This is a genomic window from Indibacter alkaliphilus LW1, assembly GCF_000295935.2.
In the GTDB taxonomy this organism is placed as follows: Bacteria; Bacteroidota; Bacteroidia; order Cytophagales; family Cyclobacteriaceae; genus Indibacter; species Indibacter alkaliphilus.
In genome coordinates this window covers 81,256-106,897 of sequence record NZ_ALWO02000011.1, presented here as the reverse complement: position 1 = coordinate 106,897, position 25,642 = coordinate 81,256, and the positions used below count along the sequence as shown (strand labels likewise).

Sequence of the window (25,642 nt, the reverse complement as noted above, 5' to 3'; positions counted from 1 at the left end):
TTCTGGCATAATTTATGTTGTTTTAAATTCTTAGTATATTGACTGGGAAATCGAAAAGATTTTTCAGAAAGTTTAAAGTTTTAAAATATTAATATACATTTGTGATAAGTTAAAAGTTTATAAATTTGCAGTCAAATCAATTAAACACTCAAAATTTGAAAAAAAATTTTTTATTATGAAAAAATTACTACTATCAACAATTATGGCTGGTGCTTTGGCTTTCGGAGTCAATGCCCAAGACGACGACTTCAATAGATGGTCTGTCGAATTTGGTGGTGGATTCAATAAACCAATGGCTCCGTTAACTCCAGGTTTCTTGTCTCCAACCTTGAACATTGGACATGCTGACCTTGGGGTGAGATACATGTTTAATGAGAAATTTGGTGCGAAACTAGACTTTGGTTTCGGTTCTTTTAGTGAAGCAAGCGGAAATAGCCCTTCTTTTTCTACAAACTATCACAGGGTCAACCTACAAGGTGTGGCCAACTTGGGTAGAATCATGAATTGGGAGACATTTTCAAGAAAAGTAAGCTTACTCGGACATTTAGGTGCTGGTATCGGGCAGGTTAGACCTCAGGAAAATGCAATCAACGATTTTAATGACAATGTTTACAACATTATCGCCGGTTTGACTGGTCAGGTTAAATTATCCGAAAGAGTGGCCTTAGTTGGTGACATCAGTACGATTCTTAATGGTCGTCAGACTGTAACATTCGATGGTGATTCTTGGATTTTGCCTACCACAATGCCTGGTACAGCAACCAATCCAAACGTCCCAGCTGCTACCAACAATGGTTTTTTTGGAGCTAATGCTACTTGGTGGACTGGTACTATAGGTTTGAATATCTATTTAGGAAGCAAAAGTCAACATGCTGATTGGTACATTGCTGCTGACAAGTATGCAACTAAAGAAGAACTTGCTCAGCAGGTTGGTGAAATCAAGGATATGTTGAAAGACTCTGATGGAGATGGTATTCCTGATTACTTGGACAAAGAGCCAAATACTCCAGCCGGTGCGAGAGTTGATTCTCAAGGTAGAACTTTGGACTCTGATGGAGATGGTATTCCTGATCACTTGGACAAATGTCCATTTGCTCCAGGTCCAGCATCTAATGACGGATGTCCAATTGAAGAAGTTGAAGAAGTTGATTTCTTCAAGAAAGCAATCAATGAAGGTTATGTTAACGTATACTTCGCATTTGATAGCTCTAAGCCACTTGGTTATTCTTCTTCATCTGTGAATTATGTTGCTAACTTCTTGAAAAGAAACCCAGGTGTAAATCTTGAGATCAAGGGTTATGCCGATGAATTGGGTCCAGAAGATTATAACATGAAGTTATCTGAAAGAAGAGCAAAAGCTGTCAATGACCTTTTGGTTGCTGCGGGTATTGATGCTGGAAGATTATCTTACAAAGGATATGGTGAAGATACCAGTGTAGATAAAGCTTCTGCTGATGCTAGACAATTGGCTAGAAGAACTAGCTTTGAAGTAAAATAAAATTTATTTAATTGATATATTAAAACCTGATCCTAGTGATCAGGTTTTTTTTTGCATTAAAATGCCAATAGGAAGCAACCAGTAAATGTAAGATTGATTTTAAAACACGAACTTTATGAAAATATCAAACATGTTTGTATTAAGTAATCAAAATAGCATTGTAGATCAATACCTTAGTGAATTAAGGGATGTGAATATTCAACAGGACCGGGCTAGATTTAGAAAAAATCTTGAAAGGATAGGGGAGTTACTGGCATATGAATTGTCAAAAAGTCTAACTTATAAAAGCAAGGTTGTTGAAACTCCTATTGAGTCAACGGAAGTTAAAGTCCTTGGTGAGCAACCTCTTTTAATTTGTGTTTTAAGAGCTTCAATGCCCTTTTTTCAAGGTTTTCTAAATATTTTTAATGAAGCGGACAGTGGCTTTGTGGGGGTCTATAGGCAAGAAGATGGTGCGGATTTAGATATTGAATTTCTTTACCAGGCCACACCTGATATTACAGGGCGAGAATTGATATTAATTGACCCTATGCTGGCTACAGGTAAATCTATAGTAAAAACGGTCAATAATTTAGAAAAAATGGGAAAACCCAAGTCTATTCATATAGTAGGAGTGATTGCGGCACCTGAGGGATTGGCATATATTTCAAATGAAATCAAAACTCAACATAAGATTTGGGTTGCAGAGGTGGATAGGGCTTTGAATGAAAAATCCTATATAGTACCAGGGTTGGGAGATGCAGGGGACTTAGCTTTCGGACCTAAACTCTAATTTTGTGGTTTACTTTTTATTGATCTTAGGCCTTGTAATCCTATTGGCTGGGGGGAAATACTTGGTGGATGGAGCTTCAGATTTGGCATCCTTTTTTGGTTTGAGCCAAGGACTTATAGGGTTAACTATCGTTGCATTTGGAACTTCTGCACCTGAGTTGTTGGTCAGTGTCAATGCTGCCTTGAAGGGGAGCAGTGATATTGCTTTAGGCAATGTGGTGGGTTCAAATATTTCAAATATTTCACTGGTCTTGGGGATAAGTGCAATCCTCTACCCAATTGTAATTCATAAATCTATATTGAAATTGGATTACTTGGCCACCTTGATCTCCAGTATTTTGTTTTTTATTTTGGCCTTGAATGGTTTCATCTCCAGAGTCGAAGGTGGTGTTTTTTTGGTTTTATTGATAATGCTGAATTATTATTTTTTTAGAACCCTTTCCAAATCTGACACGGACGAATCAGACAATCCTAAAAACCACTCAATTTTCAAAGCGGTAATTTTTCTAATTATTGGTGTATTGGGCCTTTATTTTGGATCAGACCTTTTTGTAGATAATGCAGTTGTTATTTCTGAGAATTTTGGAATTAGTGAGCGTGTAATAGGCGTTACGGTAATTGCTATTGGAACAAGTTTACCTGAATTGGTTACTTCCGTAATAGCAGCGATTAACCGTAAAACTGATATTGCCATTGGTAATATTTTAGGTAGTAATATTATGAATATTTTGGCTATCATAGGAGTGACTTCTCTGATTAGCCCAATAGCTGTAAGTGAGGAATTCATCAAGAATGATTTCATCTGGATGATCGGGTTTACAATTCTCTTGTTTCCTATTTTGAGATCAGCCCATAATATATCCAGAATAGAGGGTGGTGGCTTGGTTCTCTTGTACTTTATATACATTTACATGCTGCTATGATCGAGTACTTTCTAAAATTCTTCGCGATATATGTTTCTTGTTTGTTCAAGTTTATCGCAGGACCAGTTCTTGGGGCTGCTGCAGGGTTTAGTTTGCTTGAGATCATATTGGTGACTCATGCTGGAATGATGACTTCTGTGGTAGGTTTTACTTTTTTAGGGGAATGGTTTAAATCACATTGGAAATTACAAGTCAATAAAAAAAGATTTACAAGTAGGAAAAGAAGAATTGTACGGGTATGGCAAAAATTCGGACCTGTAGGGATTGCTACATTGACTCCCATTCTCCTTACACCCATAGGTGGCACAATAATTATGAGTGCTTTTCATGTTAAGAAAGAGAAAATTATTTCTTACATGTTTATCAGTGGACTTGTTTGGGCTATCGTATTGGGAGCATCTATTAATTATATTCTGACAATTTCCTTTTTTCAAAGGTTATTCGGGTAAGTCCTCATCAGGAAGAATTTCAATATCCTGAATCAATACTTTTTTAGATATTTCTTGCCCAGTTAAAGTTGCAGCAAGACCTCCAAGTGCAGTTTCCTTATATTTTGTTTCCATATTTGCACCGATCTCGCCCATTGCCTCTACGCACTCATCTACCGGGATTACGGCACTTACGTTTGCCAGAGCAATTTGTGCAGAGCTATTGGCGATAGCAGCTGCGCTTGCATTTCTAACAACGCAAGGGATTTCTACCAATCCGGCAACTGGATCGCAAACAAGTCCAAGCATGCATTGAATAGTGATGGCGACTGCATTGAAGATTTGATCAATGTTCCCGTCCAAGCAATATACTATTGCACCTGCTGCCATAGCGGCAGCTGAGCCAGTTTCTGCTTGACATCCTCCCACAGCTCCGGCCAGGCTGGCTTTTTGCTCAATAATCAAAGCAATACCTGCACCGACAAGAAGTCCCTCAAGAATTTTCCCGTCAGAAAGTTGATGAATTTCCTGAAGGGTATATAAGGTGCCAGGAAGAATCCCCGAGGCGCCAGCTGTAGGAGCCGCTACTACTCTGCCCATGCAAGAGTTAACCTCTTTGGCTGCCAATGCTCTCGAAATAAGCTTTTGAAATTCGGGAGAAAGTACTGATTTAGGGTGGTTATAGACTTTTTTTGCCCCATTATTGATCATCCCGCTTCTAGAAGTCATGTCCTCCTTTAGCCCCGTATCAACAGCGTCTTTCATGACCGTGTACGCTTTTTGCAGATTGGACCAGATTACTTCTTCCGATTTGCCTTTTTGGGCAGTTTCATATTCAATAACGGTCTGAAATATTTTTTTATCATTGTTTTCACAATAGGCTTTCCATCCTGTAAAACTTTCGAAAAGATAACTCATGCTATATTTGGGTTTGTAATTCCAAATTTGGCTAAAAGTAGGACATAAAGCAAAAGCATACTTTACTAGAAAGCATTTCTTTATCTCACCTCTACCACCTTGGCTTGGAAAATTAAGGGTTCAAATGGGCGGGCAGCCTGATTGAGTAATCCTTGGTCTATAAGATCCTGCCTAATCTGAAAAGGAAGTACTTGAGTGGTAGCTCCAAAAGCAAGATGCGAGGGAATGATGGCTGTAATTTCCCCTTCTTTGCTTAGGTTTTTGAGAACCTCATCCAAAAATGCCACGTTTCCTGATTCGCCAATTGTGACCTGAAATGGGTTTGAAGATCCTGTCACTTGGGCGATAGGCTCGATGTCGTTTAGGTGGGTCAATGAATAAGTGATTCGGACCAATTTACCCACTGTTGCCCTTGGGCCTTCATTTAGACCTTCGTTTTGAATGTCTAGGTATAATCCGGAGTCTAAATTATCAAAGTCCTGAAGTTCATTTGAGATTAAATAATCCGAAATTTCCTGGTCTTCTTTTTCGCGAATTTCAAGCTCGTCAAACACTCTTGCAAACTTGATCTTTAGGATTAAATTTTCATCCTCTTGTATCAATTGTTGAAAGTTATATTTTCCGTAGGCCAAGTGAGAAGGTGCATAAACACGGAGAGTTTCCCCTTCCTTTGCAAAAGCAGCAGAAAAATTAATGACTCTGGGGATCGTTCCTCCTTCCCCATGAACGAATAGCCTGGGAGGTCTACTTTCGTCCAGATAGCTGTCTATTACCCGATTATTTAAAGTTCTGATTTCATAGTATATTCCTACAATGTCTCCGTTTACAATTTGGTTTCCCAGATCATTTGTTTGGGTTTTTTCAAAGTAAAAACCTAATTGGGTATCATTTGGAGTTATACTGTTGGACACAAAAAAGTCCTGTAGAATTCTATCGTCACGCTCTATTGCTTCATTGAAAGGCTCTTCATCTTCCTGAACACAGCCGATCACAAGTGCAAAAATTAGAATCGGAATAATTTGAATCAACTTTCTCATCTTAATCTTTTTTATCCTTCACAAGGAAATTCAATCTTAAATTGAGGCCTCCTATAGAAAATTGCTGGTTAATAAATGTTTGGTTGCCTAGTGATAGCTTATAGAACGGCTCAATAGACAAGAAGGTGCCGTTACTCAGGTTTTGTTCAAAACCCACACTTAGATTTAAAAGTTGTCCAATGTTTGTGTTCCTGCTGTTGTTTTGAGTTTCTGGAGTGAAGGTCTGTGAAGTGGTCGTTAATGTAGCTCTGGAGTCAGCAAACCCAGAACTTGCAATGTTTACAGAATTGTATGTAACTGTATTTCTTTGATTGATATAAAGCATATTTGACACTCCTGAAATAAGATAGAAGTCAGATTTTTTGGTGTCAAAGACTTTGTATTTAAGATTAAATGGGATTTCCAACTGGCCAAAACTCAATTCATTCGAAGTTGTGACAAAATTGCTGGACATTAATGCGGATCTTTCAGAATTGGATAATGCATCGGACACGTAATTGTTGGAAGCGGTATTGATTCCCGGTGCCAAGGTCTGCCTTGCATATGCAATTCCAAAATCCAGTTTGAATTTTGAGGAAACAGAAAGCTCGGAGATGATACCAGCTCCAATATTGACTGCCTGGGTGGAATTTGTGGTGCTTTGAGGCATCAAAAGAACTCCCAGCTTGAGAGGGTCTTGTACAATATCTTCTTTTTCTTCGATTTTGCTTGGGCTGCTTTCGCCGTCAGCTAGCCATGTATTAATCTTTTCCAGAGCCTCTTGCTCTTCTTTCTTCCGAAGTTCTAAAACTATACTTTTGTCAATTTCAGGTTTGGTGGCTTCCATTTCTGTGTTTATAGCCACTTCAGCCACGGTTTTTGTCCCTGTGTCAAGCTTATCGAAGGTAGTTACCTCATTAGGCGCATTATTTTGTTTTTGAGCGGTGCTTTTGGAGACTGAAGCTCTTGATTGAGTAGAAGTAATTGCTTTTTGGGTTTTCTTTGGCTTTTCACTTAATGCAATGTTTTTATCTTCATTCTGAGGTTGTTGGCTTTGAATTGTGTCCTGGGTATTTTCCTCCTTCAATTCTACCTCTGTTTCTGAGGTATATAAGTTTTCCTTGTCATCTGTATTGAAAAGAACAATTGACGCAACAAAAGCGATTGCAACAAGGGACGCAGCCCAATACATCCAAAAAGGTAATATAGCCCCCTTTGGTTTAGCAAAGTAAGTGGCGGAAAGTTTGTCCCATTCCTTGGGATTATAGGCTTCCTGATGATTTTCAAAGGAGGCTTTTATTTTTTCCGCAAGTTTTTTATCGAACTGCTCCTTCATTTCTGATTTGGTTTAACTCAGTCACCTTTTCTCTCAATTTTTGCTTTGCTCTTGCTAGGTAGGTTCTGGAAGTACTTGCAGGAATTCCACATTGTTCAGCGATTTCATTGTGGGAATAACCTTCAATTTCGTACATGTTGAAAACTATCCTCAGCATTTCTGGCAAGGATCTGAGTAAATTGAGAATATCGTCTTTTGTCAATTGGCTTATGATTTCCGGTTCGTAACTTTCAGTATCCACTTTATCAATATCCATTGCAGCATAATGCTTGGCATTTTTTCTATAATAATCTATTGAGGTATTGACTAGAATTCTTCTGAACCAGCCTTTGAATGAATTTGACTCACTGTACTGAGGTAGCTTATCAAAAACTTTCATGAAGCTGTCATTGACAATTTCGCAGGCTTCATCCCTGCCGTTGGAATACCGCAAAGCAATACTCATGGCATAGCCATAAAAATGCTTATAAAGCATTTCTAGAGACTTTTTGTCCCCTCTTTTTGCTTCTTGGATAAGGTGTTGTTCCAAAGACCTGGACTTACTGATGTTTATGTTTCGATTACTAGACGCTGAAGGAATTGGAAATGCTACAAAAAATGGAAATTATTATTTTGGGATTAGAAATTAAAATTTACCGTCTGCTTGATCTCCGGATCCAAACTCAAAGCTACCGGGCAAGTTTTCGCAGCATTTTTCAATTTTTGAAGTATAGCTTTGTCGGCCACGGGAGTTTTCCAGTCAAAATCCACTATAATCTCACTTATTTTTCTGGGATTGGATTGCATGACTTTTGTGATATTCCAAGAGAGATTTTCTAAAGAAATACCATCTCTTTGAGCAACTATCCCCATGATGGTCACCATACAACTCCCTAACGCTGCGGATACGAGATCTGTAGGAGAAAATGCCTCTCCTTTTCCATTGTTGTCCAAGGGCGCATCAGTGATGATTTTGTTACCGGAAAGCTGATGCGTCATCTCTGTTCTTAGATTTCCTGAATATGAACTTTTGATAGTAGCCATAAACTCTTATTTTTATTTTTGGTTCTATAAACTTAGAAACGAAATTAGCGTTAATTTCCCAAGCGACACATTTATGAAGGGTATTAAATACATAGCAGCCATATTTTTTTTCCTCTTTACGGAGATGGTTATTGGACAAAGATTGGATGCAGGAGATTACGAATATGATACTGAGATTCTTGTTGGTGTCAATAAAAACACCAATGGGGGTTTGATTGGAGGTTTTTCATTTAAATATGGGATGCGCATAGATGAAACCAATTTCCAGTTTTTTGGGCTTGATTTGGCAAATGTCAAAAACCCAAAGGAGATGAGGTATAATACTGTTTTGGGGAATTCTTACATTTTCGGAAAATCAAACTATCTCTATTCTATCCGTCCTTATTATGGAAGGGAATTACTGCTTTTCAAGAAGGCTCCACAGCAGGGTGTGCAGGTTTCTGTGCTGGGTGCGGTAGGCCCATCAATTGGTTTGATTGCCCCATATTTTATTGAATATTCAGTCAATAGAGTAGAAACTGTCCGCGAACAATTTGATCCGGAAGTCCATCAAAGTAGATTAAATATTCTTGGGCCAGGGAGGATTTTTGAAGGTATAGGCAGCTCAGATATAGCAATTGGAGCCAATGCAAAGGCTGCGGTTAATTTTGAGTTTGGCGTTTTTAAATCTAATGTGACAGGTCTGGAACTAGGATACCAACTAGAGGGTTTTACAAGAGAAATTCCCCTGATGCCTACTGTAGAAAACCGACAGCTGTTTCAGTCTGTTTACTTTACTTTCTTCTATGGGTTCAGGAAATAAGCTCCCGATTGGGTTAATTGAATCTTTGGGAGTAATTTCGCCATTGTAAAATCAGAAAAAGAATGATCGAACTACCTGTAATATCCGAAGAGGCAACCAAAAGGAAAAAACCTGATTGGTTGAGGGTGAAGTTGCCTGTAGGGAAAGAATATGCCAAAGTCAGAAAACTGGTTGATGAGCACAAGCTACACACCATTTGTGAAAGTGGGAATTGCCCTAATATGGGTGAATGCTGGGGTGCCGGTACTGCTACCTTTATGATTTTGGGTAATGTGTGCACTAGATCCTGCTCTTTTTGTGCAGTAGCTACGGGAAGGCCTCCCGAATATGATGCTGATGAACCAAGAAGAGTAGCCGAGGCTATCAAGTTGATGGGAGTTAAGCATGCCGTGCTCACTTCCGTAAATAGAGATGAACTCAAAGACAGAGGTGCTGAAATCTGGTATCAGACAGTTGTTGAAACCAAAAAACTCTCTCCCTCAACTACCATAGAAACGCTTATTCCTGATGTGAAGTCCAATTGGGATGCGCTTTATAGAATGATAAGTGGTGGTCAGGAAGTGGTCTCTCATAATGTGGAAACTGTAGAGTCATTGTATAGGAGAGTTAGGCCTCAGGCCAAATACAACAGGTCTTTGGAGCAAATCAAATTGACCAAAGAATATGGTAAAAGAACCAAAACAGGAATTATGCTGGGACTGGGAGAGAAGAAGGAGGAGGTTTACAAGGCAATGGATGATTTGGTAGCACATGGATGTGATATCCTTACACTTGGTCAATACCTTCAACCTACTAAGATGCACATTGAAGTGGCTGAATTTATTCACCCCGATCTATTTGCGCATTACAGGGAGGAAGGCTTGAAGCGAGGTTTGAAATATGTAGAGTCAGGCCCTCTGGTAAGATCTTCCTACCATGCGGAAAGACACGTAAATGTTTAAAAAAGTAAAGGCTGATATTGTTGATATCAGCCTTTACTTTTTATTACAATCAATTTTTACTTGAGGTAAGCAGAAAGCATCCAAACTGTTTTTTCTTTTGAAGTGATGTATTCGCTCATTAAAGCAACGGTTCCCTCATCTCCTTGCTCTGCAGCGGTTTCCAAGGCCACTCTTTCCAGTTTAAGCAATGTATTGAGGTTATCTCTGATGATTTCCACCATTTGTTTTCCGTCCTCTACCAACTTGGCTTCTTTGATTTCTGCATTATGGATATATTCATCAAAAGAAGAGAATGGTCTGGCTCCTAGTGTCAGGATTCTTTCTGCCGTTTCATCTATCCCAAGATTGGCTTCATTATATAGCTCTTCAAATTTTGCATGCAGCTCAAAGAACTGAGGCCCTGTTACATTCCAGTGAAAGTTTCTAAGGTTTTGATAATAAATCTCATAGTTTGCCAAGAGGCTATTCAGCTTTTCAACAAGTAATTTGCTGTCTTTTATTTTTAATCCAATATCGTTTGTGCTCATAATATTTATATTTTTGGTTTTCATCGATTAAAGAGCAAAAATAAGGCCTTGAGTTCAAGAAATGTTATTTTGTCAGATTGATAATATCTATGACCAAATTGAGTTGTCTATAAGAGTAATTTGCTAACCCCCACCCCCTTCATGAAGAACAGGCTTCAGGATATTGCAACTTTGGATTTATATACAAACAAGAATAAAATCAAGTGGTTGATTTTCACTTGTTCTGTCATTATCAGTTTTGGCTCTATTTACTATACGAATCTATTGGTAGAAGAGCTGAAAGAAAGAGAGAAAAGACAAATTGAATTATTGGCCAAAGCATTGGAGTACGCGTCTATCAATGCAGATAACCTAACTTTTATCAATCAGGAAATCATACAGCAAAATACTTCTATCCCTGTAATCGTCATCGACGCGGAAGAGAATATCATTGACTATAGAAATATCAAATTCAAAAACAAAGCAACAGAGCAAGACAAAGAAAGAACGCTGCGAAGGGAACTGGAAGCAATGATGGCAGCATATGATCCTATAATTACTGAGGAAGCGAAAGTCTATTACCGAAACTCTGTCCTGCTCACATCACTTCGGTTTTATCCTTACGTTCAGCTTTCTGTGATTTTGGTTTTTGGTGTTTTGGCTTACGCGGTTTTCAATCAGTCTAAAGTTGCTGAACAGAATAGGGTTTGGGCTGGTTTGACAAAGGAAACAGCACACCAACTGGGTACACCTATTGCATCACTTATGGCTTGGATAGATTACCTCAGGAATTCCCCAGTCTGGGAAGAGAACAAGGAAGTCATTCAGGAGATGGACAAGGATGTGGTCAAGTTACGCATGGTAACAGAAAGATTCAGTTCTATAGGAAGTACGCCTTCTATTCAGTCCGAAAATGTATTTTCTGTAGTGGATGAGGCAATCAGTTATCTGAGGCCAAGGATTTCTTCAAAGGTGGAGATGAAGGTAAATGGTTATTCCAACGATATTGAGGCCATGCTGAACAGGTCGCTTTTTGAGTGGGTCATAGAGAACATCTGTAAAAATGCCGTTGATGCGATGAAAGGGCAGGGCGTAATATCTATAGACATTATCAAAGAAAGTGAAAAATTTGTCTTTGTAGATATTACTGACACTGGCAAAGGAATGGAAAAAGGGTTTTTCAAAAAAGTTTTTAATCCAGGGTTTACAACAAGGCAAAGAGGCTGGGGTCTTGGTCTGACATTGGCCAAAAGAATCATTGAAGGCTATCACAGAGGAAAGGTTTTTGTCAAAAGCTCGGAGGTAGGAGTAGGTACTACATTTAGGATTGTTCTTCATGGAAGTAAAGAGGGGATTTCTGGCTTTAAAAGAGAAGATTTTTTGCATCAATGATTTCTGCCTGATATTCTTTCCAAGCTTTGAATTAAAAAACTTACCTTTGCAGGCTAAAATTTGATTATTAAGGGAAATACATGAGTTTGACCAAAGAAATCCAGAAAAGAAGAACCTTCGCCATCATTGCCCACCCGGATGCAGGGAAGACTACTCTCACAGAAAAGCTGTTGCTTTTTGGAGGAGCAATCCAAACTGCAGGAGCTGTGAAATCCAATAAAATTGATACAGCTACCAAATCTGACTGGATGGAAATAGAGAAGCAAAGGGGTATTTCTGTTGCTACTTCTGTGATGGGGTTTGAATATCAAGGTGTAAAAATCAACTTGCTGGATACCCCTGGACACCAGGACTTTGCTGAAGACACTTATAGAACTCTTACAGCTGTGGATTCGGTGATCATGGTGATTGACTGTGTCAAAGGGGTTGAGATTCAGACTGAGAAGCTTATGGAGGTTTGTCGTATGAGGAATACTCCAGTGATCTGTTTTATCAACAAGCTGGACAGGGAGGGCAGGGATCCCTATGAATTGCTGGATGAAGTGGAAGAAAAGCTTAATATTCAGGTCAGACCGCTTTCCTGGCCGATCGGAATGGGAAAAAGCTTTAAAGGTGTATATAATTTGTATGACCGAAAACTCAATCTATTTTCACCCAGTCAAAGGAAATTGAGTGATGCTAGAGAGGTGTTTGAAAATCTGGAAGATAGCAAGTTGGATGAGATTATAGGGGATAGATTTGCGGATCAATTGAGAGAGGATGTAGAGCTTATTGAAGGAGTATACCCGGATTTTGATACCAAAGAATACCTTGAAGGTAAGGTGGCCCCTGTGTTTTTTGGCTCAGCTGTCAATAATTTTGGAGTCAATGAAATGTTAGATACCTTTATCAAAATAGCTCCTGCACCAAAAAGTAGGCTGACTGAAGATAGAGAGGTTTTGCCAGAGGAACCTAAATTCTCAGGTTTTATTTTTAAGATTCATGCCAATATGGATCCAAATCACAGAAACAGAATTGCCTTCTTGAGAATATGTTCAGGTAAATTTCAAAGGAACAAGCCTTATAACCATGTACGGGGTCCGAAACCTCTAAGGTTCTCAAATGTGACCCAATTTATGGCGCAGGACAGGGAAATGGTAGATGAAGCTTTTCCCGGAGATATTGTAGGTCTTTTTGATACAGGAAATCTGAAAATTGGAGATACCCTGACAGAAGGTGAAGACATGACTTTTAAAGGGATACCTTCTTTTTCCCCCGAAATCTTCAAAGAGGTGATCAATAAAGACGCTATGAAAACCAAGCAACTGGAAAAGGGGCTAAAGCAGCTTATGGAAGAGGGCGTCGCTCAATACTTTACTTATGAAATGGGGGCCAGGAAAGTCGTGGGGACAGTCGGTCAGCTTCAATTTGAAGTTATTCAGTTCAGATTGAAGAATGAGTATAATGCTTCGGTTGAATTTGCTCCCATGAATTTGTATAAAGCGTGCTGGATCAGCAGCAAGGATAAAAAGGCCCTTGATGAATTTGTACGTTCAAAAAGCCGCCATATTGCCCAAGATAAGGATGGGAAATTGGTTTTTATGGCTGAATCCAAATCATGGCTTCAAATGGTCCAAGATAATTACCCCGAAATTGACTTCCACTTTACCTCCGAGTTTTAAGAAGAAATCATTCATTTTCTTCATTTATGGTCATAGAGTATCGGACTGCAATTGGTTTGGGTTGGATTTTGTGTCCTCTCTGAATGGCATAAGCCTTGGTGATCTCTCCGCAAAGGAAAAGAATTACTGAGCTGTAAAAAATCCAGAGTAAAATTATCACCAAAGATCCTGCAGCAGAGTAGTAGTTGTCCAAGTCCAGGTTAGAGATAATCAGGTTTATGACTCTTGTTCCAATCAAGAACAAAACCGTAGTAACTATCCCACCTGCTATTGCATCCTTCCACTGGATTATCGCATCAGGAAGGGTTTTGTGGATGATTGTGAAAAAGAGGAAAACGATAGAGAAATTGAAAATGAATTTTGAAAGGCTGAAAACAAAAGATTCCAAAGCCTCAGGAAGGATGCCTTCAGCTACATTGGTTATATATGATTGAATCAGATCTACAAAAAGGGTAAATACCAGCAAAAACCCAAGGCCAATCACAAATAATAAGGGGATAGTCCTGTACTTTGCAATTTTCCAGAATCCAACTCCTTTTTTCAGCTTGACTTTCCAAATGGAATTCAATGCTTTTTGAAGAATACCAAAAATCATTGTGGCACTTTTGATGATCACAATGATGGCCAAAGCAATGTATATGAAGTTTTCGGGTAGGTTGAGCACATTTTCCATGACTTCACGGATTTGTTCGGCGGCTTCGGCATCGACGTTCCTTTCAACCTGAGCTGTGATTTCATCCTTGATTTCCTCTCTTTCAAAAAAAATCATACCTATCAAAACAATCACGACAAGAATTGCGGGTAAGGAGAAGATAGTGAAAAACGCAATTGCAGCACTGTAAACAATAGGCTGGTCCTGTCCTATATAGCTGATAGTTTTCTTAAGAATAGCAACAGTATCTGAGGCTGTTTTTTTGAAATCCATTAAAAATCAAATTGAGTGATTCATTATATGTCTTTACTTTCCTATTCAAATAAGTTTGAAATTGAAAAGCAATCTCGATAATTTACTCATAAAATTAAGATATCAGACTCTTGACCTGAATTATTAAAATATCTTTGTACCAAAATAAGGGAATAGCAATGAGAACAAAACCATTTTCTGTAGTCTACGAAGACAATCACTTGCTAGTGGTCAACAAGGCAGCAGGCATCCTGGTACAGGGAGATAAGACAAAGGATAAAACTCTTACGGATTATTGTAAAGAGTATATTGCTGAAAAGTATAACAAGCCAGGAGCAGTTTTTTTACATCCTGTACATCGTTTGGATAGGCCTGTGAGTGGTTTGGTTGTGTTTGCCAGAACTTCAAAGGGTTTAGAAAGGATGATGGAGTTGTTCCGAAAAAGAGATATACATAAAGTCTACTGGGCTGTAGTAAAAAAACGAACTCCTGAAGAAATGGGTAAATTGACCCATTGGTTGGTGAAAGACGAAGTTAAGAATGTGGTGTCAGCCCATGAAAAAGAAGTGCCAGGATCTCAAAAAGCAGAATTAAATTATAAAAGACTTGGCAAATTAAATGACCATTGGCTGGTAGAGGTGAGACCCATATCAGGACGGCCCCATCAGATCAGGGTGCAATTGGCATCAATGGGTTGTCCGATCAGGGGTGACCTCAAGTATGGCTTTCATAAACCAAACACAGATGCCAGTATCAATCTACATGCATTTTATCTGGTTTTTGTTCATCCAATAAAAAAAGAGAAATTGTATTTGAGGGCAGCGCTACCTGAAGAACCTTTTTGGGAGCAATACCTCGAACTCGAACCTGTCAAAGCCAAAGACCAACATTTGGATAATACTTTCAGTGGGTAATGGCTAATCTATATCCCTTTAAAGTGTTTAAACTCTAATTACTAAGTTCAATTAAAATAAGCTAGTTTTATGAATTTTCGATTTGTATTTATCTTTTTACTATTTGTTTTAGGAGCTGTTGCTTGTTCAACAAAGCAGGAACCAAAGACAGTTTATGTAGTTCGCCACGCTGAAAAGCAATTGACAGGAGATGATCCTGAGTTGAGTGTGGCGGGTTCAGCGAGAGCGGTAAAGTTAGGACAGATCCTTGAAGGAGAGCAAATCGCACATATTTTTAGTACAAATACTATCCGAACTATTGCAACAGTCCGGCACGTAGCAAATCACTCAGGGGCCCAGATAGAAGCCTATGATACTGACAGACATGATGACCTTGTAAAGGAACTGAAGCAAAGAAAAGGGAATATTCTGGTAGTCGGTCATAGTAACACCATCCATCATGTGGTGAATTATTTTGTTGGTCAAGCTGAAAAATACCCTGAACTGGAAGATATTGAGTATAATTTTATTTTTGTCATTACTTTAAATGAAGATGGATCTTCCAGTGTGGAAAGAAAGGAGTATAGAGACTTCTGATAATTTGTTAGCTTGTCAAAGCTTGTGTTTTGAATGCTTTTAGACCTTATTGGTGACTTTTATGGAATTGCAGAGGTAAGCTTTAGGTTTAAACCAACAGTACCGCTATTCCCATTTCCTCAAGTCTTCCTTTGTAAAGTTCAGGGATGCCGAGGTCAGTGATGATGATGTCGATATCTTCTAAATTACAGATTTTGCCAAAGCCTTTTTTCCCAAACTTACTGGAATCGGCCAAAACAACTGTTTTCTGTACTCCTTTCATCATTTGGGCATTGAGGTGCGCTTCCATCATGTGGGAAGTAGTGAGGCCATAGTCCAGGCTTATTCCATCAGCACTGAGAAAAAGCTTGGAGCATGCAAATTGTTCAAGCATTTCTTCTGCATAATGTCCTACCACGGAACTACTGCTTTTCCTGACAACTCCACCCAGCTGAACAATCTCAATGGCGTTAGCATCAATCAGGGCTAGTGTAACATTCATGGCAGCCGTTAAAACAGTAAGTTTTTTGTTTTTGGGTATAGCTTGAGCAAAAGCTACCACCGTAGTACCTGACCCGATAATAATGGCATCATCATCTTCCACCATTTGGATAGCAGCCTGAGCGATTTTCATTTTCTCTTCTACTCTGACTAGTTTTTTTTCGCTTACCGATCGGTCATTTACATAAGGTGAGGCCGGTGTGGCTGAGCCATGGGATCTATATAGAAGGCCTTTATCTTCCAAAATCTTCAGATCCTTCCTGATAGTCACCATGGTGACGTCCAAATCTTTGCTTAGGTCAGCCACGCTTACAAAACCGTTTCTTTTCAGCTCATCTAAGATGTATTTATGTCTTTCGGCTATGGTCATTTTTGTTTTCTTTTTATAAAAATAAGAGAAAAACTCATCTAAAGGAAAGATATAAGCCTAAAAAATTTCTTTTAATTTTCTTTTGTTTCTTTTTTTATTACTTTTGGTATAAATAAGTGCTGAAATGGATAGGAAAAAAAACTTAAAGAAAATAGAAGATAAGTCCAAAGTTTGGGATATTGCAGTGATTGGAGGAGGGGCTTCCGGTCTGGGAGTGGCTTTGGATGCGCTTTCCCGAGGACTTTCTGTGGTATTGATTGAGAAAGCTGATTTTGCCGCTGGGACATCGAGTAGGAGTACCAAGCTGGTTCATGGAGGGGTGAGGTATTTAGCTCAGGGGGATGTGTCACTTGTTTTTGAGGCTTTGAGAGAACGAGGGCGTTTGCTCCAAAATGCGCCTCACTTGACCTATAATCAGCCGTTTATTATCCCAATTTATACCCTTTTTGATAGAATTCAGTACAGTGTTGGATTGAAAATATATGATTGGATGGCTGGTCGTTTAAGGTTAGGTAAGTCCAGATTTATTTCCAAAAAGGAGACTATTGAGAGGCTTCCCCAAGTCAAAAGAGAAGGATTGAAAGGTGGGGTTGTTTACCATGATGGGCAGTTTGACGATGCAAGATTGGCTTTGAGTATAGCGATGACATGTAATGAAATGGGAGGCTGTATGCTTAACTATGTAAAAGTTCAAGGGCTGATCAAAGATGATTCGGATAAAACTTCCGGTATTCAAGTGCAAGACGTTGTCACCAAGCAGAAATATGAGATCCGTTCCAAAATGGTGGTAAATGCCACGGGTGTCTTTGCGGATAAAATCCTTAAAATGGATAAGCCAGAGGCCCCGAAGAGTATTCAACCTAGTCAGGGGATACATTTGGTGTTGGATCAGAGTTTCTTGGGTGGGAAAGATGCCTTAATGATTCCTAAGACATCTGATGGGAGAGTTTTATTCGCAGTGCCTTGGCATGGCAAGCTTGTGGTCGGTACTACAGACACATTGAGAGAAAAAGCTAAATTGGAGCCTGAAGCGTTGGCTAATGAGGTAGAATTTATCCTGGAAACAGCCCAAAATTACCTGACTAAAGCGCCCCAAAAGAGTGATGTTTTGTCTGTTTTCGCAGGCTTGAGGCCATTGGCCGCTCCAAAAGAAGGCAGCACTAAGACAAAAGAGATTTCCCGATCTCATAAAGTAACCGTGTCAGAGAGTAATTTGGTTTCTATCACAGGAGGGAAATGGACAACTTTCAGAAAAATGGGAGAAGATACCGTCGAATATTTTTACAAAGTGACGGGTGAAAAATCTGTTGAAAGTAGGTCTTCGAACATCAAATACAATGGATTTACAGATACTCCAAAAGAAGGGCACTGGAAAGGCTATGGAGAAAACTTCATGGAAATTCAAAAACTAATAGAAACTAATCAGGAACTTGGGGAAAAACTTCACGAAAAATATCCTTACACCAAGGCAGAGGTGGTATGGAGTGTCCGGAATGAAATGGCAGTCAAAGTAGAAGATGTATTGAGCAGAAGACTGAGAATCCTTTTACTTGACTCTAAAGCGGCTTTAAAAATGGCCCCCTTGGTCGCTGAATTGATGGCTTCAGAACTTGGGAAGGATGAGAGTTGGGTAAAATCTGAGCTTGCAGATTTCGAAAAGTTGGCGAATAAATATATTTTAAAGTAATTGTAGAAAACCTATGTTGAAATAGGATTGAAAAAAAATGAAATATGGCTTCGCCGAAATAAGGTTGAGATATATTTCTATAGCATTTCTTTGTAAAGAATTAACCATAAACCCCAATTTTGATGTCCCAATATATCCTTTCTCTTGACCAAGGTACCACCTCTTCAAGAGCAATAGTTTTCGACAAGAAAGGGCAGATTGTTTCAGTTGCCCAAAAAGATTTCAAGCAGCACTTCCCGAAATCAGGATGGGTAGAACATGATCCCCAAGATATATGGGCCAGCCAATCAGCCGTGATGATCGAATCTCTAACCAATGAAGGTATCAAAGCCAACCAGATAGCTGCTATTGGGATTACCAATCAGAGAGAGACTACAATAGTTTGGGATAGAAAAACAGGAAAGCCACTGTACAATGCCATTGTGTGGCAAGACCGAAGGACTGCGGCATATTGTGATGAATTGAAAGAAAGTGGCAAGGCTGAAATGATTGCCCAAAAAACAGGATTGATTTTGGATGCTTACTTTTCAGCAACTAAGATCAAGTGGGTCTTGGATAATGTGGAGGGAGCAAGAGATAGAGCGGAAAGGGGCGAGTTGGCCTTTGGGACAATAGATACTTGGCTAATCTGGAAGTTGACTGGGGGTAAAACCCACGCCACGGATTTCAGCAATGCTAGCCGTACCATGATTTTTAATATCCATGAAGGTAAATGGGATAAGGAATTATTGGAGCTTTTCGAAATTCCGGAAAGTTTGCTTCCTGAGGTCAAGGAAAGTTCTGAGGTGATTGGAGAAACGGCTGGAGATGTATTGTCCCATAAGATACCCATTGCAGGAGTTGCAGGAGATCAGCAGGCAGCGTTATTTGGCCAGCAATGTACGCAATCTGGCATGGCAAAAACAACTTATGGAACGGGCTGTTTTTTGGTGATGAATACCGGTGAAAAACCGGTTTCTTCTGAAAATAAACTTTTGACCACTATAGCATGGAAAGTCAATGGCAAAATCAATTATGCCTTAGAGGGGTCAGTATTTATTGGAGGTGCTGCGATTCAGTGGCTTAGGGACGGGATAGAATTTTTTGGTCATGCAAAAGAAAGTGAGGACTTGGCTGTAAGCTTAGAAGATAACGATGGAGTGTATTTTGTCCCTGCCTTATCAGGCTTGGGAGCGCCGCATTGGGATCAAAATGCAAGGGGTGCATTTTTTGGACTTACTAGAGGGACTACAATAGCCCATATGACCAGGGCGGCTTTGGAAGCAATTGCCTATCAGGTCTATGATGTGCTCAATGCCATGGAAAAAGATAGCGGCGAGGCTACCAAAGAACTGCGTGTGGATGGAGGTGCCACTGCTAATAATTTTTTGATGCAATTTCAATCAGATATTTTGGGTTGTGCTATCAAAAGGCCAAAGATCATTGAGACTACAGCGCTTGGAGCAGCATTTTTGGCTGGTCTGGCAGTTGGGTACTGGGAAGGTGAGTCTGAGCTCAAGGAGCTTTGGGAATCTGATAAAGTATTTGAACCTAACAATGAATCAGCTAAAGTTGAAAAACTTTTGCATTTTTGGCATAAAGCAGTTGAACGCTCTAAAAACTGGGTAGAATAATGGATGTATTTGTAGCAGAGTTTGTTGGTACCTCCTTGCTTTTGGCAACAGGTTCTGGAGTGGTTGCCAACGTAGTTTTAAACCAAACCAAAGGTAATAACGGCGGTTGGATGGTGATTACAACAGCTTGGGCTTTGGGTGTATTTATAGGTGTAGTGGTGGCGGGGCCATATAGTGGAGCTCATCTCAATCCTGCGGTAAGTGTGGGTTTGGCCATTGCCGGGGATTTTGCTTGGGCTATGGTGCCAAAATATGTGCTGGCACAAGTACTGGGAGCGATGTTTGGATCTGGTATAGCTTGGTTGGTTTACAAAGACCATTTTGATGTTACTGATGATCCGGAAATGAAGTTTGCTCCTTTTGGAACAGCTCCTGCTATTCGAAACCTACCGTCAAACCTTTTTTCGGAAATAATAGGCACTTCTGTATTGATCATTGTGATTCTATATTCTACAGAGCCTATAATCCAGGATGGAGCGGATACTCCAATTGGACTTGGATCATTGGGAGCACTTCCCGTTGCTTTTTTGGTTTGGGTAATCGGTCTTTCTCTTGGAGGGACTACAGGTTATGCCATTAATCCCGCAAGGGATTTAGGGCCTAGAATCATGCATCAAATCTTGCCTATCAAAGGTAAAGGGACAAGTGACTGGGCTTACAGTTGGGTTCCTATACTGGGACCGATTTTGGGAGCTGCTTTGGCTGCAGGGATTTATTTGCTTTTGGGTGCTGGGGGGATGGTTTGAGGTATGGTACAATGAACCTGTCCTGAATCTGGATTTAGCTAAAAAACGCTGAATTTTATCCTTGCCAACCCGCTAGACCAGTGCTATCAGTGTTTACTTTTTTTAACTTTCCTGAAATTTTACAAATAGATCATTCAAATAATTTTTGATTTAAAAAACTCAAGTTATCATTTTAGTGATCAAATTTCCAGACATGAAATATTTCACCTTTTCCGGAGAGTGGTAAATTTTTATCCGTAAAAGTGTTTCTTTTTGAGGATATGGGTACTGTTTTTTTTGGCAAAACTGAGAGCAAATTTTTCTAATTTACTAAAAAGAGCCTGTTCATTATACCTATGTTAGGACAGGAGAGGTGCCGAAATTTATTGAGGAGGTAAAATTTATGATCATTCTTGGTTTAAAGAATATTTTTGAAATAAACGAACAAAGCTGTAAAATTTAGGAATTCAATTCCTAAATTTTACAAATGAAAACTTTTGAAAGAAATCTTCTTGAAAAGGCTAAAAACTTAATAGACAAATTTCCATTTCTGGCAATAAATGGACCAATACAATCAGGTAAAACTACCTTGGCTAAAATGCTAAAGCCAAATTATCAATATGTAAACTTAGAACTTCCACAGGAACGAAATTATGCTAAAAGTGATCCTTTAGGCTTTCTGAACACTTACCAAAATGGTGTGATTTACCGAGCTATTTTAAGAGCTTTAACAAAAGGATACTCAAGACTCCCAAAGTTTACTTTTACGATACAGGTGTTTTGTGTGGTCTATTAGGTATAAAAAATGAAGATGACTTGAAAATACATTTTGCCAGAGGTGCTGTCTTTGAGAATTTGATTTTAACCGAAATATTAAAAAATGAACTTAATCAAGGGCAAAAACCGAACGTCTATTATTGGCGTGATAACCATCAGAACGTGGTAGACATTATTCAAGAAAAAAACAGTAAACTGATCGCTTATGAAATCAAGTCCTCAGAGACCTACCACTTAGATTTCTTGAAAGGACTGAAATATATCAAAAAATTGGCACCTGATACAACATTGAAGTTGATCTATGCCGGAGAACTCTATCAAGAAAGAGAAGGTATTCAAATCAGAAACTGGAAAAACTTGGAATAAAAAAGCTCTTCCAAAGTTTCAAACTTTGGAAGAGCTTGACACATGATTCAAGAATATGATCAACTATCAAAATTACTAAGTGAATCCATGAAAATAAAGGGAGTCATCAAAATTTAAGAGAGGTCATTTGAAATCCATTTTTAGTTGACAGTTGTCCTTTGACTACCTCAAAATCTCCCTGGAAATCACCAGCTTCTGAATTTCAGATGTTCCTTCTCCGATAGTGCAAAGCTTGGCGTCTCTGTAATATTTCTCTACAGGGTAATCTTTGGTAAAGCCATATCCCCCGAAAATCTGTACGGCCTCATTGGATACACTTACGGAAACTTCTGAAGCGAAATACTTGGCTTTAGCCCCTGCCAAAGTCACTTTCTCCCCTCTGTTTTTCAAGTCAGCAGCTTTGAAAGTCAGTAACCTGGCTGCCTCAACCTGTGTGGCCATATCTGCCAACTTAAATGAAATAGCCTGGAACTTGCTGATTGGCTGGTTGAATTGCTCTCTTTCTTTGGAGTATTTGATAGACTCTTCCAGTGCTCCTTCGGCAATTCCCAAGGACAATGCAGCGATGGAAATTCTTCCACCATCCAGGATTTTCATCGATTGGATAAATCCTTCTCCGACCTCACCAAGAACCTGGCTTTCATGTACCCTGCAGTCTTCAAAAATCATTTCGGCAGTTTCCGATGCACGCATCCCCAATTTGTCTTCTTTCCTTCCACCTTTGAATCCGGAAGTGCCCCTTTCCACCACAAAGGCGGTCATGCCATGAGAGTCTCCCACTTCTCCAGTCCTTGCAATCACAACAGCTACATCACCTGATACTCCATGGGTGATAAAATTTTTTGCACCGTTGATGACATAGTGGTCTCCGTCTTTGACGGCCACAGTTCTCATATTGCCTGCATCCGAACCAGTATTGGGCTCAGTAAGCCCCCATGCTCCCAAAAATTCACACGTCGCCAATTTGGGTAAATATTTTTTCTTCTGCTCTTCATTGCCAAACATCATAATATGTCCAGTACACAAGGAATTGTGGGCTGCCATAGAAAGGCCAATGGAAGGATCTAATTTAGAAAGCTCAGCAATGGCGGTCACATATTCGAAGTATCCAAAGCCTGAACCGCCATATTCAGAAGGGACTAAAACACCCATAAGTCCTAATTCTCCAAGTTTTTTAAAAAGTTCTAAAGGAAAATGCTGTTTGTCATCCCACTCATTTCTGAAAGGAGTAATTTCCTTTGCTCCAAAATCTCTGATCATCTGTGCGATCATTTGTTGATTTTCGTTGAGCTCAAAATTCATCATATTAATAATATTTAAGTTAATTTGGGTTTAATCTTTCCTAAATATACAAACTTCCTGTGTATGCCTAGGGTTTGGGAAATAGACAATAAATTCCTCTCTTTCAGTAATTTGTTTTTTTATAAAAGAAACAACAAATACACCTCCTTCAACAAAGAAGGAAAGGTGCTTGTCTTAAAAGAACGCTTTAAGAAAATTTTGATTAAAAAAAGGGAAAATAATTTTTCAAAATATTATTAGGTCAAAAATACATCTACAAACTTGAAGCCTGATCCGTCGAACAGTCCTTTGTCACTCAACTTGAGGTCAGGGATTACTAAGAGAGCCATAAAACTCAAGGTCATGAATGGGGATTTGAGGCTGGAGCCCAAAGCTCTTGACATCTGGTCGATTTCCGTGTATGAAGCGGCTACTTTTTGGCCTTCGTCGGGTGACATGATTCCAGCTACTGGTAGGGGCAGTACCATTTCTTTTTCACCGTCGACAGCTGAAACCCCGCCTTTTTCACGGATAATTAAATTTACTGCTTTGCAAATAGATTCATCATCGACACCTACGGCGATAATATTGTGTGAGTCGTGACCTACTGAAGAAGCAATAGCACCTTTTTTGAGTGTGAAGTTTTTAATGAAAGCTACAGCAGGTGGGGAATCTTCATACCTGTTTACAACTGTGATTTTCAGAATATCATCTTTCAGGTTTGAATCAGCAAATCCATTCTGAACAATTATTTCCCCATTCACAGAAGGAGTGATCAATTGGCCATCCAGTGCCTCGATGACTCGTATCTTATTCCCATTTGCCTTCAGCTTGAAATCTTCCGGTGACTTGGCTTTGATCTTAAAGTTGTTAATAATTTCGTTCTGAACCCTGGGAATCAGACTGGTTCCATTTTCAGCTACTTTTTGTCCATTGATGAATGTTGCTTTGACTTTAAATTCTCTGAGATCTTCTACAAGAATAAAGTCTGCAGGATCTCCCAGACGGAGTCTTCCTACATTCAGCTGATAGTGTTTGATAGGAGTAAGACAAGCTGCTTGAAGAACATCAAAAAGGTCCTTTCCTTTTGCAACGGCCCTGGCAACAATTTCATTAATATGTCCCACGAGTAGGCTGTCAGGATGCTTGTCATCTGAACAAAACATGACCAGCTCCGGAAATACATCGATGATATCAATCAATGCTTCAAAGTTTTTAGCGGCACTTCCTTCGCGTATGGCAATTTTCATTCCCAGCTTGGCTTTATCCAAAGCCTCTTCATAAGTGAAGCATTCGTGGTCAGTACTGATTCCTGCTGAGGCATATTTTTTAGCAAGCTCTCCTTTTAGCCCAGGGGCATGTCCATCCACCGGTTTGCCATATTTCTTTGCCAAAGCAATTTTCTCCATGACCAATGGGTCCCTGTTGACCGTTCCCGGCCAATTCATCATTTCAGCCAAGTAAACGATTTCTTCTCTTTCCAGAAGGGAATTGATATCCAATGCAGTTATTTCAGCTCCTGCAGTCTCAAAAGGTGTAGCAGGAACACAGGACGGGGCTCCAAAATAAAATTTGAACGGTACTTTTCTTCCGTTATCTATCATATAATCTACCCCCTCCATGCCACAGACATTTGCGATCTCGTGCGGGTCAGATACTGTCGCTACTGTACCATGGCAAACAGCCATACGGGCAAATTCTGAGGGGACCAACATAGAAGATTCCACGTGTACATGCGAGTCAATAAATCCCGGAAGAAGAAAGGGGAGGTCAGCAGGTTTTTGAAGTTTTTGTATGGAGGCGATTTTGTGGTCAACTACTTCTATTTCAACAGGGTATATTTCCCTTTTTTCAATATCAACAAATTGTCCTGAAAGACGGAATGATTTCATAGAATCTAAAATTAAAGGCTTGGTTTTCAATTATCAACAAATATTCTGATAATCCTCATCATTACCCTGCATTACATGTAATTCAGAAAGGATTTAGATTTAAAACTACTATATTTGCGCCTGAAATTAAAGCGAGGGTTACTTTTATTCAATGCATAAAATTGTAATTGCGATAGACGGGTATTCAGGATGTGGCAAAAGCTCCACGGCAAAATCTGTGGCCAAGGAATTGGGATATACATATATTGATTCCGGGGCCATGTACAGGGCTGCAACATTACATTTTTTGAATCATCAAGTTGCAATCGATAAACCAGAACAGGTTAAACAATACCTGGCCGGTTTGAATATTACCTTTATGATCAATCCTGAAACGAAGGAACAGGAGACCTATCTCAACGGGGTAAATGTAGAAGAAGAAATCCGAACCATGAGGGTCTCAGATTACGTTAGTGAAGTAAGTAAAATCAAAGAAGTCAGGACAGAATTGGTCTCCCAACAGCAAAAATTAGGGAAAAGCAAAGGAGTGGTCATGGATGGAAGAGACATAGGTACTGTTGTTTTTCCAGAAGCAGAACTTAAAGTATTCATGACTGCAGACCTGGAAATACGTGCCAAGAGGAGGCAGAAAGAATTGCAGGAAAAAGGTGCAGAAATAGCCTTGGAGAAAATACTCTCCAATTTGGCTGAAAGGGATAAAATTGATTCTGGCAGGAAAGAAAGTCCTTTGGTCAAAGCTTCGGACGCCGTGGAGGTGGATACGAGTCACTTACAGTTTGAAGAGCAAGTAAATCAGATTGTAGCTTTGGCTAATGATAGGATTGCAGTAAAACAAGATTGAT

General features: G+C 39.4%; 26 protein-coding genes. 16 read left to right on the top strand and 10 right to left on the bottom strand.

Annotated features, from left to right (window positions below; translation table 11 throughout):
* Positions 1–175: 175 nt before the first annotated feature.
* The 4 genes from A33Q_RS01825 (at position 176) to A33Q_RS01810 (ending at position 3,641) form a co-directional block, all read left to right on the top strand.
* Positions 176–1,498: an OmpA family protein gene (locus A33Q_RS01825; protein WP_040489655.1), complete on the top strand. Its 1,323-nt coding sequence runs from the start codon at positions 176–178 to the stop codon at positions 1,496–1,498.
* Positions 1,499–1,613: 115 nt separating this feature from the next.
* Positions 1,614–2,270, top strand: a complete 657-nt coding sequence (upp, locus tag A33Q_RS01820; RefSeq protein ID WP_009034136.1) for a uracil phosphoribosyltransferase — start codon at positions 1,614–1,616, stop codon at positions 2,268–2,270.
* 4 nt (positions 2,271–2,274) lie between these two features.
* The gene (locus A33Q_RS01815) at positions 2,275–3,192 is read left to right on the top strand and encodes a calcium/sodium antiporter (protein WP_009034135.1); all 918 of its coding nucleotides are present in this window, start codon (positions 2,275–2,277) and stop codon (positions 3,190–3,192) included.
* Positions 3,189–3,641: a hypothetical protein gene (locus A33Q_RS01810; RefSeq protein ID WP_009034134.1), complete on the top strand. Its 453-nt coding sequence runs from the start codon at positions 3,189–3,191 to the stop codon at positions 3,639–3,641. Before A33Q_RS01815 ends, A33Q_RS01810 begins: the two co-directional genes overlap by 4 nt.
* Here the strand turns inward: A33Q_RS01810 and sdaAA are convergent.
* The 5 genes from sdaAA to A33Q_RS01785 all read right to left on the bottom strand — a co-directional run bounded on the left by sdaAA (position 3,630) and on the right by A33Q_RS01785 (position 7,913).
* Positions 3,630–4,538 carry an L-serine ammonia-lyase, iron-sulfur-dependent, subunit alpha gene (gene sdaAA / locus A33Q_RS01805; RefSeq protein ID WP_009034133.1) on the bottom strand — a complete coding sequence of 303 codons (909 nt, stop codon included), beginning with the start codon at positions 4,536–4,538 and terminating at the stop codon, positions 3,630–3,632. The genes A33Q_RS01810 and sdaAA overlap by 12 nt on opposite strands.
* Positions 4,539–4,618: 80 nt before the next feature.
* Positions 4,619–5,575 carry an FKBP-type peptidyl-prolyl cis-trans isomerase gene (locus tag A33Q_RS01800; protein ID WP_009034132.1) on the bottom strand — a complete coding sequence of 319 codons (957 nt, stop codon included), beginning with the start codon at positions 5,573–5,575 and terminating at the stop codon, positions 4,619–4,621.
* Between the two features lies 1 nt (position 5,576).
* On the bottom strand, positions 5,577–6,890 hold the full coding sequence (locus A33Q_RS01795; protein ID WP_009034131.1) for a hypothetical protein: 1,314 nt from the start codon (positions 6,888–6,890) through the stop codon (positions 5,577–5,579).
* Positions 6,871–7,419 (bottom strand): RNA polymerase sigma factor, encoded by a 549-nt coding sequence (locus A33Q_RS01790; protein ID WP_009034130.1) that lies wholly within the window; start codon positions 7,417–7,419, stop codon positions 6,871–6,873. Before A33Q_RS01790 ends, A33Q_RS01795 begins: the two co-directional genes overlap by 20 nt.
* An 89-nt stretch (positions 7,420–7,508) precedes the next feature.
* Entirely contained in the window at positions 7,509–7,913 is a 405-nt protein-coding gene (locus tag A33Q_RS01785) for an OsmC family protein (protein ID WP_009034129.1), read from the bottom strand.
* Between the two features lie 73 nt (positions 7,914–7,986).
* Here A33Q_RS01785 and A33Q_RS01780 point away from each other — a divergent pair, with 73 nt between their 5' ends.
* A complete protein-coding gene (locus A33Q_RS01780; protein ID WP_009034128.1) occupies positions 7,987–8,715 on the top strand; it encodes a Rossmann-fold NAD(P)-binding domain-containing protein in 729 nt (242 codons plus the stop codon).
* Positions 8,716–8,777: 62 nt separating this feature from the next.
* A complete protein-coding gene (gene lipA / locus A33Q_RS01775; RefSeq protein WP_009034127.1) occupies positions 8,778–9,656 on the top strand; it encodes a lipoyl synthase in 879 nt (292 codons plus the stop codon).
* Positions 9,657–9,712: 56 nt separating this feature from the next.
* On the opposite strand, the gene A33Q_RS01770 is transcribed toward lipA, so the two are convergent.
* Positions 9,713–10,183, bottom strand: coding sequence for a Dps family protein (locus A33Q_RS01770; RefSeq protein ID WP_040489700.1), 471 nt, complete (start codon positions 10,181–10,183; stop codon positions 9,713–9,715).
* Positions 10,184–10,324: 141 nt separating this feature from the next.
* On the opposite strand from A33Q_RS01770, the gene A33Q_RS01765 reads away from it, so the two are divergent.
* Entirely contained in the window at positions 10,325–11,554 is a 1,230-nt protein-coding gene (locus A33Q_RS01765) for a sensor histidine kinase (protein ID WP_009034125.1), read from the top strand.
* 80 nt (positions 11,555–11,634) lie between these two features.
* Positions 11,635–13,215: a peptide chain release factor 3 gene (locus A33Q_RS01760; RefSeq protein WP_009034124.1), complete on the top strand. Its 1,581-nt coding sequence runs from the start codon at positions 11,635–11,637 to the stop codon at positions 13,213–13,215.
* Positions 13,216–13,222: 7 nt separating this feature from the next.
* Here A33Q_RS01760 and A33Q_RS01755 read toward each other — a convergent pair whose 3' ends face one another.
* Positions 13,223–14,140: a YihY/virulence factor BrkB family protein gene (locus A33Q_RS01755; RefSeq protein WP_009034123.1), complete on the bottom strand. Its 918-nt coding sequence runs from the start codon at positions 14,138–14,140 to the stop codon at positions 13,223–13,225.
* 158 nt (positions 14,141–14,298) lie between these two features.
* On the opposite strand from A33Q_RS01755, the gene A33Q_RS01750 reads away from it, so the two are divergent.
* Positions 14,299–15,033 carry an RluA family pseudouridine synthase gene (locus A33Q_RS01750; RefSeq protein WP_009034122.1) on the top strand — a complete coding sequence of 245 codons (735 nt, stop codon included), beginning with the start codon at positions 14,299–14,301 and terminating at the stop codon, positions 15,031–15,033.
* 69 nt (positions 15,034–15,102) lie between these two features.
* Complete coding sequence (locus A33Q_RS01745; RefSeq protein ID WP_009034121.1) at positions 15,103–15,609, top strand: histidine phosphatase family protein; 507 nt, start codon at positions 15,103–15,105, stop codon at positions 15,607–15,609.
* Between the two features lie 88 nt (positions 15,610–15,697).
* On the opposite strand, the gene A33Q_RS01740 is transcribed toward A33Q_RS01745, so the two are convergent.
* Positions 15,698–16,459 carry a DeoR/GlpR family DNA-binding transcription regulator gene (locus tag A33Q_RS01740; RefSeq protein WP_009034120.1) on the bottom strand — a complete coding sequence of 254 codons (762 nt, stop codon included), beginning with the start codon at positions 16,457–16,459 and terminating at the stop codon, positions 15,698–15,700.
* A 124-nt stretch (positions 16,460–16,583) separates the two neighbouring features.
* Here A33Q_RS01740 and A33Q_RS01735 point away from each other — a divergent pair, with 124 nt between their 5' ends.
* The 5 genes from A33Q_RS01735 to A33Q_RS01715 all read left to right on the top strand — a co-directional run bounded on the left by A33Q_RS01735 (position 16,584) and on the right by A33Q_RS01715 (position 21,627).
* Positions 16,584–18,146, top strand: a complete 1,563-nt coding sequence (locus tag A33Q_RS01735) for a glycerol-3-phosphate dehydrogenase/oxidase (RefSeq protein ID WP_009034119.1) — start codon at positions 16,584–16,586, stop codon at positions 18,144–18,146.
* Between the two features lie 122 nt (positions 18,147–18,268).
* A complete protein-coding gene (gene glpK / locus A33Q_RS01730) occupies positions 18,269–19,759 on the top strand; it encodes a glycerol kinase GlpK (protein ID WP_009034118.1) in 1,491 nt (496 codons plus the stop codon).
* A complete protein-coding gene (locus A33Q_RS01725; protein WP_009034117.1) occupies positions 19,759–20,505 on the top strand; it encodes an MIP/aquaporin family protein in 747 nt (248 codons plus the stop codon). The genes glpK and A33Q_RS01725 overlap by 1 nt, the downstream gene beginning before the upstream one ends.
* 466 nt (positions 20,506–20,971) lie before the next feature.
* Entirely contained in the window at positions 20,972–21,280 is a 309-nt protein-coding gene (locus A33Q_RS01720; protein WP_016254502.1) for a deoxynucleoside kinase, read from the top strand.
* Complete coding sequence (locus A33Q_RS01715; protein WP_235062764.1) at positions 21,223–21,627, top strand: DUF4143 domain-containing protein; 405 nt, start codon at positions 21,223–21,225, stop codon at positions 21,625–21,627. Before A33Q_RS01720 ends, A33Q_RS01715 begins: the two co-directional genes overlap by 58 nt.
* A 162-nt stretch (positions 21,628–21,789) precedes the next feature.
* On the opposite strand, the gene A33Q_RS01710 is transcribed toward A33Q_RS01715, so the two are convergent.
* Both A33Q_RS01710 and ade read right to left on the bottom strand, forming a co-directional pair.
* On the bottom strand, positions 21,790–22,929 hold the full coding sequence (locus A33Q_RS01710; protein WP_009034116.1) for an acyl-CoA dehydrogenase family protein: 1,140 nt from the start codon (positions 22,927–22,929) through the stop codon (positions 21,790–21,792).
* Positions 22,930–23,165: 236 nt separating this feature from the next.
* Positions 23,166–24,800, bottom strand: a complete 1,635-nt coding sequence (gene ade / locus A33Q_RS01705; protein ID WP_009034115.1) for an adenine deaminase — start codon at positions 24,798–24,800, stop codon at positions 23,166–23,168.
* Between the two features lie 151 nt (positions 24,801–24,951).
* On the opposite strand from ade, the gene cmk reads away from it, so the two are divergent.
* A complete protein-coding gene (cmk, locus tag A33Q_RS01700) occupies positions 24,952–25,641 on the top strand; it encodes a (d)CMP kinase (RefSeq protein ID WP_009034114.1) in 690 nt (229 codons plus the stop codon).
* Position 25,642 lies beyond the last annotated feature (1 nt).

Excerpts from the sequence above, each read along its gene's own strand:
- A33Q_RS01760 (WP_009034124.1), top strand. The coding sequence starts at position 11,635 with ATGAGTTTGACCAAAGAAATCCAGAAAAGAAGAACCTTCGCCATCATT.
- A33Q_RS01710 (WP_009034116.1), bottom strand. The coding sequence starts at position 22,929 with ATGAATTTTGAGCTCAACGAAAATCAACAAATGATCGCACAGATGATC.
- A33Q_RS01785 (WP_009034129.1), bottom strand. The coding sequence starts at position 7,913 with ATGGCTACTATCAAAAGTTCATATTCAGGAAATCTAAGAACAGAGATG.
- A33Q_RS01720 (WP_016254502.1), top strand. The coding sequence starts at position 20,972 with ATGAAAACTTTTGAAAGAAATCTTCTTGAAAAGGCTAAAAACTTAATA.
- A33Q_RS01765 (WP_009034125.1), top strand. The coding sequence starts at position 10,325 with ATGAAGAACAGGCTTCAGGATATTGCAACTTTGGATTTATATACAAAC.
- cmk (WP_009034114.1), top strand. The coding sequence starts at position 24,952 with ATGCATAAAATTGTAATTGCGATAGACGGGTATTCAGGATGTGGCAAA.
- A33Q_RS01825 (WP_040489655.1), top strand. The coding sequence starts at position 176 with ATGAAAAAATTACTACTATCAACAATTATGGCTGGTGCTTTGGCTTTC.
- lipA (WP_009034127.1), top strand. The coding sequence starts at position 8,778 with ATGATCGAACTACCTGTAATATCCGAAGAGGCAACCAAAAGGAAAAAA.
- A33Q_RS01750 (WP_009034122.1), top strand. The coding sequence starts at position 14,299 with ATGAGAACAAAACCATTTTCTGTAGTCTACGAAGACAATCACTTGCTA.
- A33Q_RS01725 (WP_009034117.1), top strand. The coding sequence starts at position 19,759 with ATGGATGTATTTGTAGCAGAGTTTGTTGGTACCTCCTTGCTTTTGGCA.
- A33Q_RS01810 (WP_009034134.1), top strand. The coding sequence starts at position 3,189 with ATGATCGAGTACTTTCTAAAATTCTTCGCGATATATGTTTCTTGTTTG.
- A33Q_RS01735 (WP_009034119.1), top strand. The coding sequence starts at position 16,584 with ATGGATAGGAAAAAAAACTTAAAGAAAATAGAAGATAAGTCCAAAGTT.
- A33Q_RS01795 (WP_009034131.1), bottom strand. The coding sequence starts at position 6,890 with ATGAAGGAGCAGTTCGATAAAAAACTTGCGGAAAAAATAAAAGCCTCC.
- upp (WP_009034136.1), top strand. The coding sequence starts at position 1,614 with ATGAAAATATCAAACATGTTTGTATTAAGTAATCAAAATAGCATTGTA.
- A33Q_RS01740 (WP_009034120.1), bottom strand. The coding sequence starts at position 16,459 with ATGACCATAGCCGAAAGACATAAATACATCTTAGATGAGCTGAAAAGA.
- ade (WP_009034115.1), bottom strand. The coding sequence starts at position 24,800 with ATGAAATCATTCCGTCTTTCAGGACAATTTGTTGATATTGAAAAAAGG.
- A33Q_RS01745 (WP_009034121.1), top strand. The coding sequence starts at position 15,103 with ATGAATTTTCGATTTGTATTTATCTTTTTACTATTTGTTTTAGGAGCT.
- sdaAA (WP_009034133.1), bottom strand. The coding sequence starts at position 4,538 with ATGAGTTATCTTTTCGAAAGTTTTACAGGATGGAAAGCCTATTGTGAA.
- A33Q_RS01755 (WP_009034123.1), bottom strand. The coding sequence starts at position 14,140 with ATGGATTTCAAAAAAACAGCCTCAGATACTGTTGCTATTCTTAAGAAA.
- A33Q_RS01770 (WP_040489700.1), bottom strand. The coding sequence starts at position 10,183 with ATGAGCACAAACGATATTGGATTAAAAATAAAAGACAGCAAATTACTT.
- A33Q_RS01780 (WP_009034128.1), top strand. The coding sequence starts at position 7,987 with ATGAAGGGTATTAAATACATAGCAGCCATATTTTTTTTCCTCTTTACG.
- glpK (WP_009034118.1), top strand. The coding sequence starts at position 18,269 with ATGTCCCAATATATCCTTTCTCTTGACCAAGGTACCACCTCTTCAAGA.
- A33Q_RS01800 (WP_009034132.1), bottom strand. The coding sequence starts at position 5,575 with ATGAGAAAGTTGATTCAAATTATTCCGATTCTAATTTTTGCACTTGTG.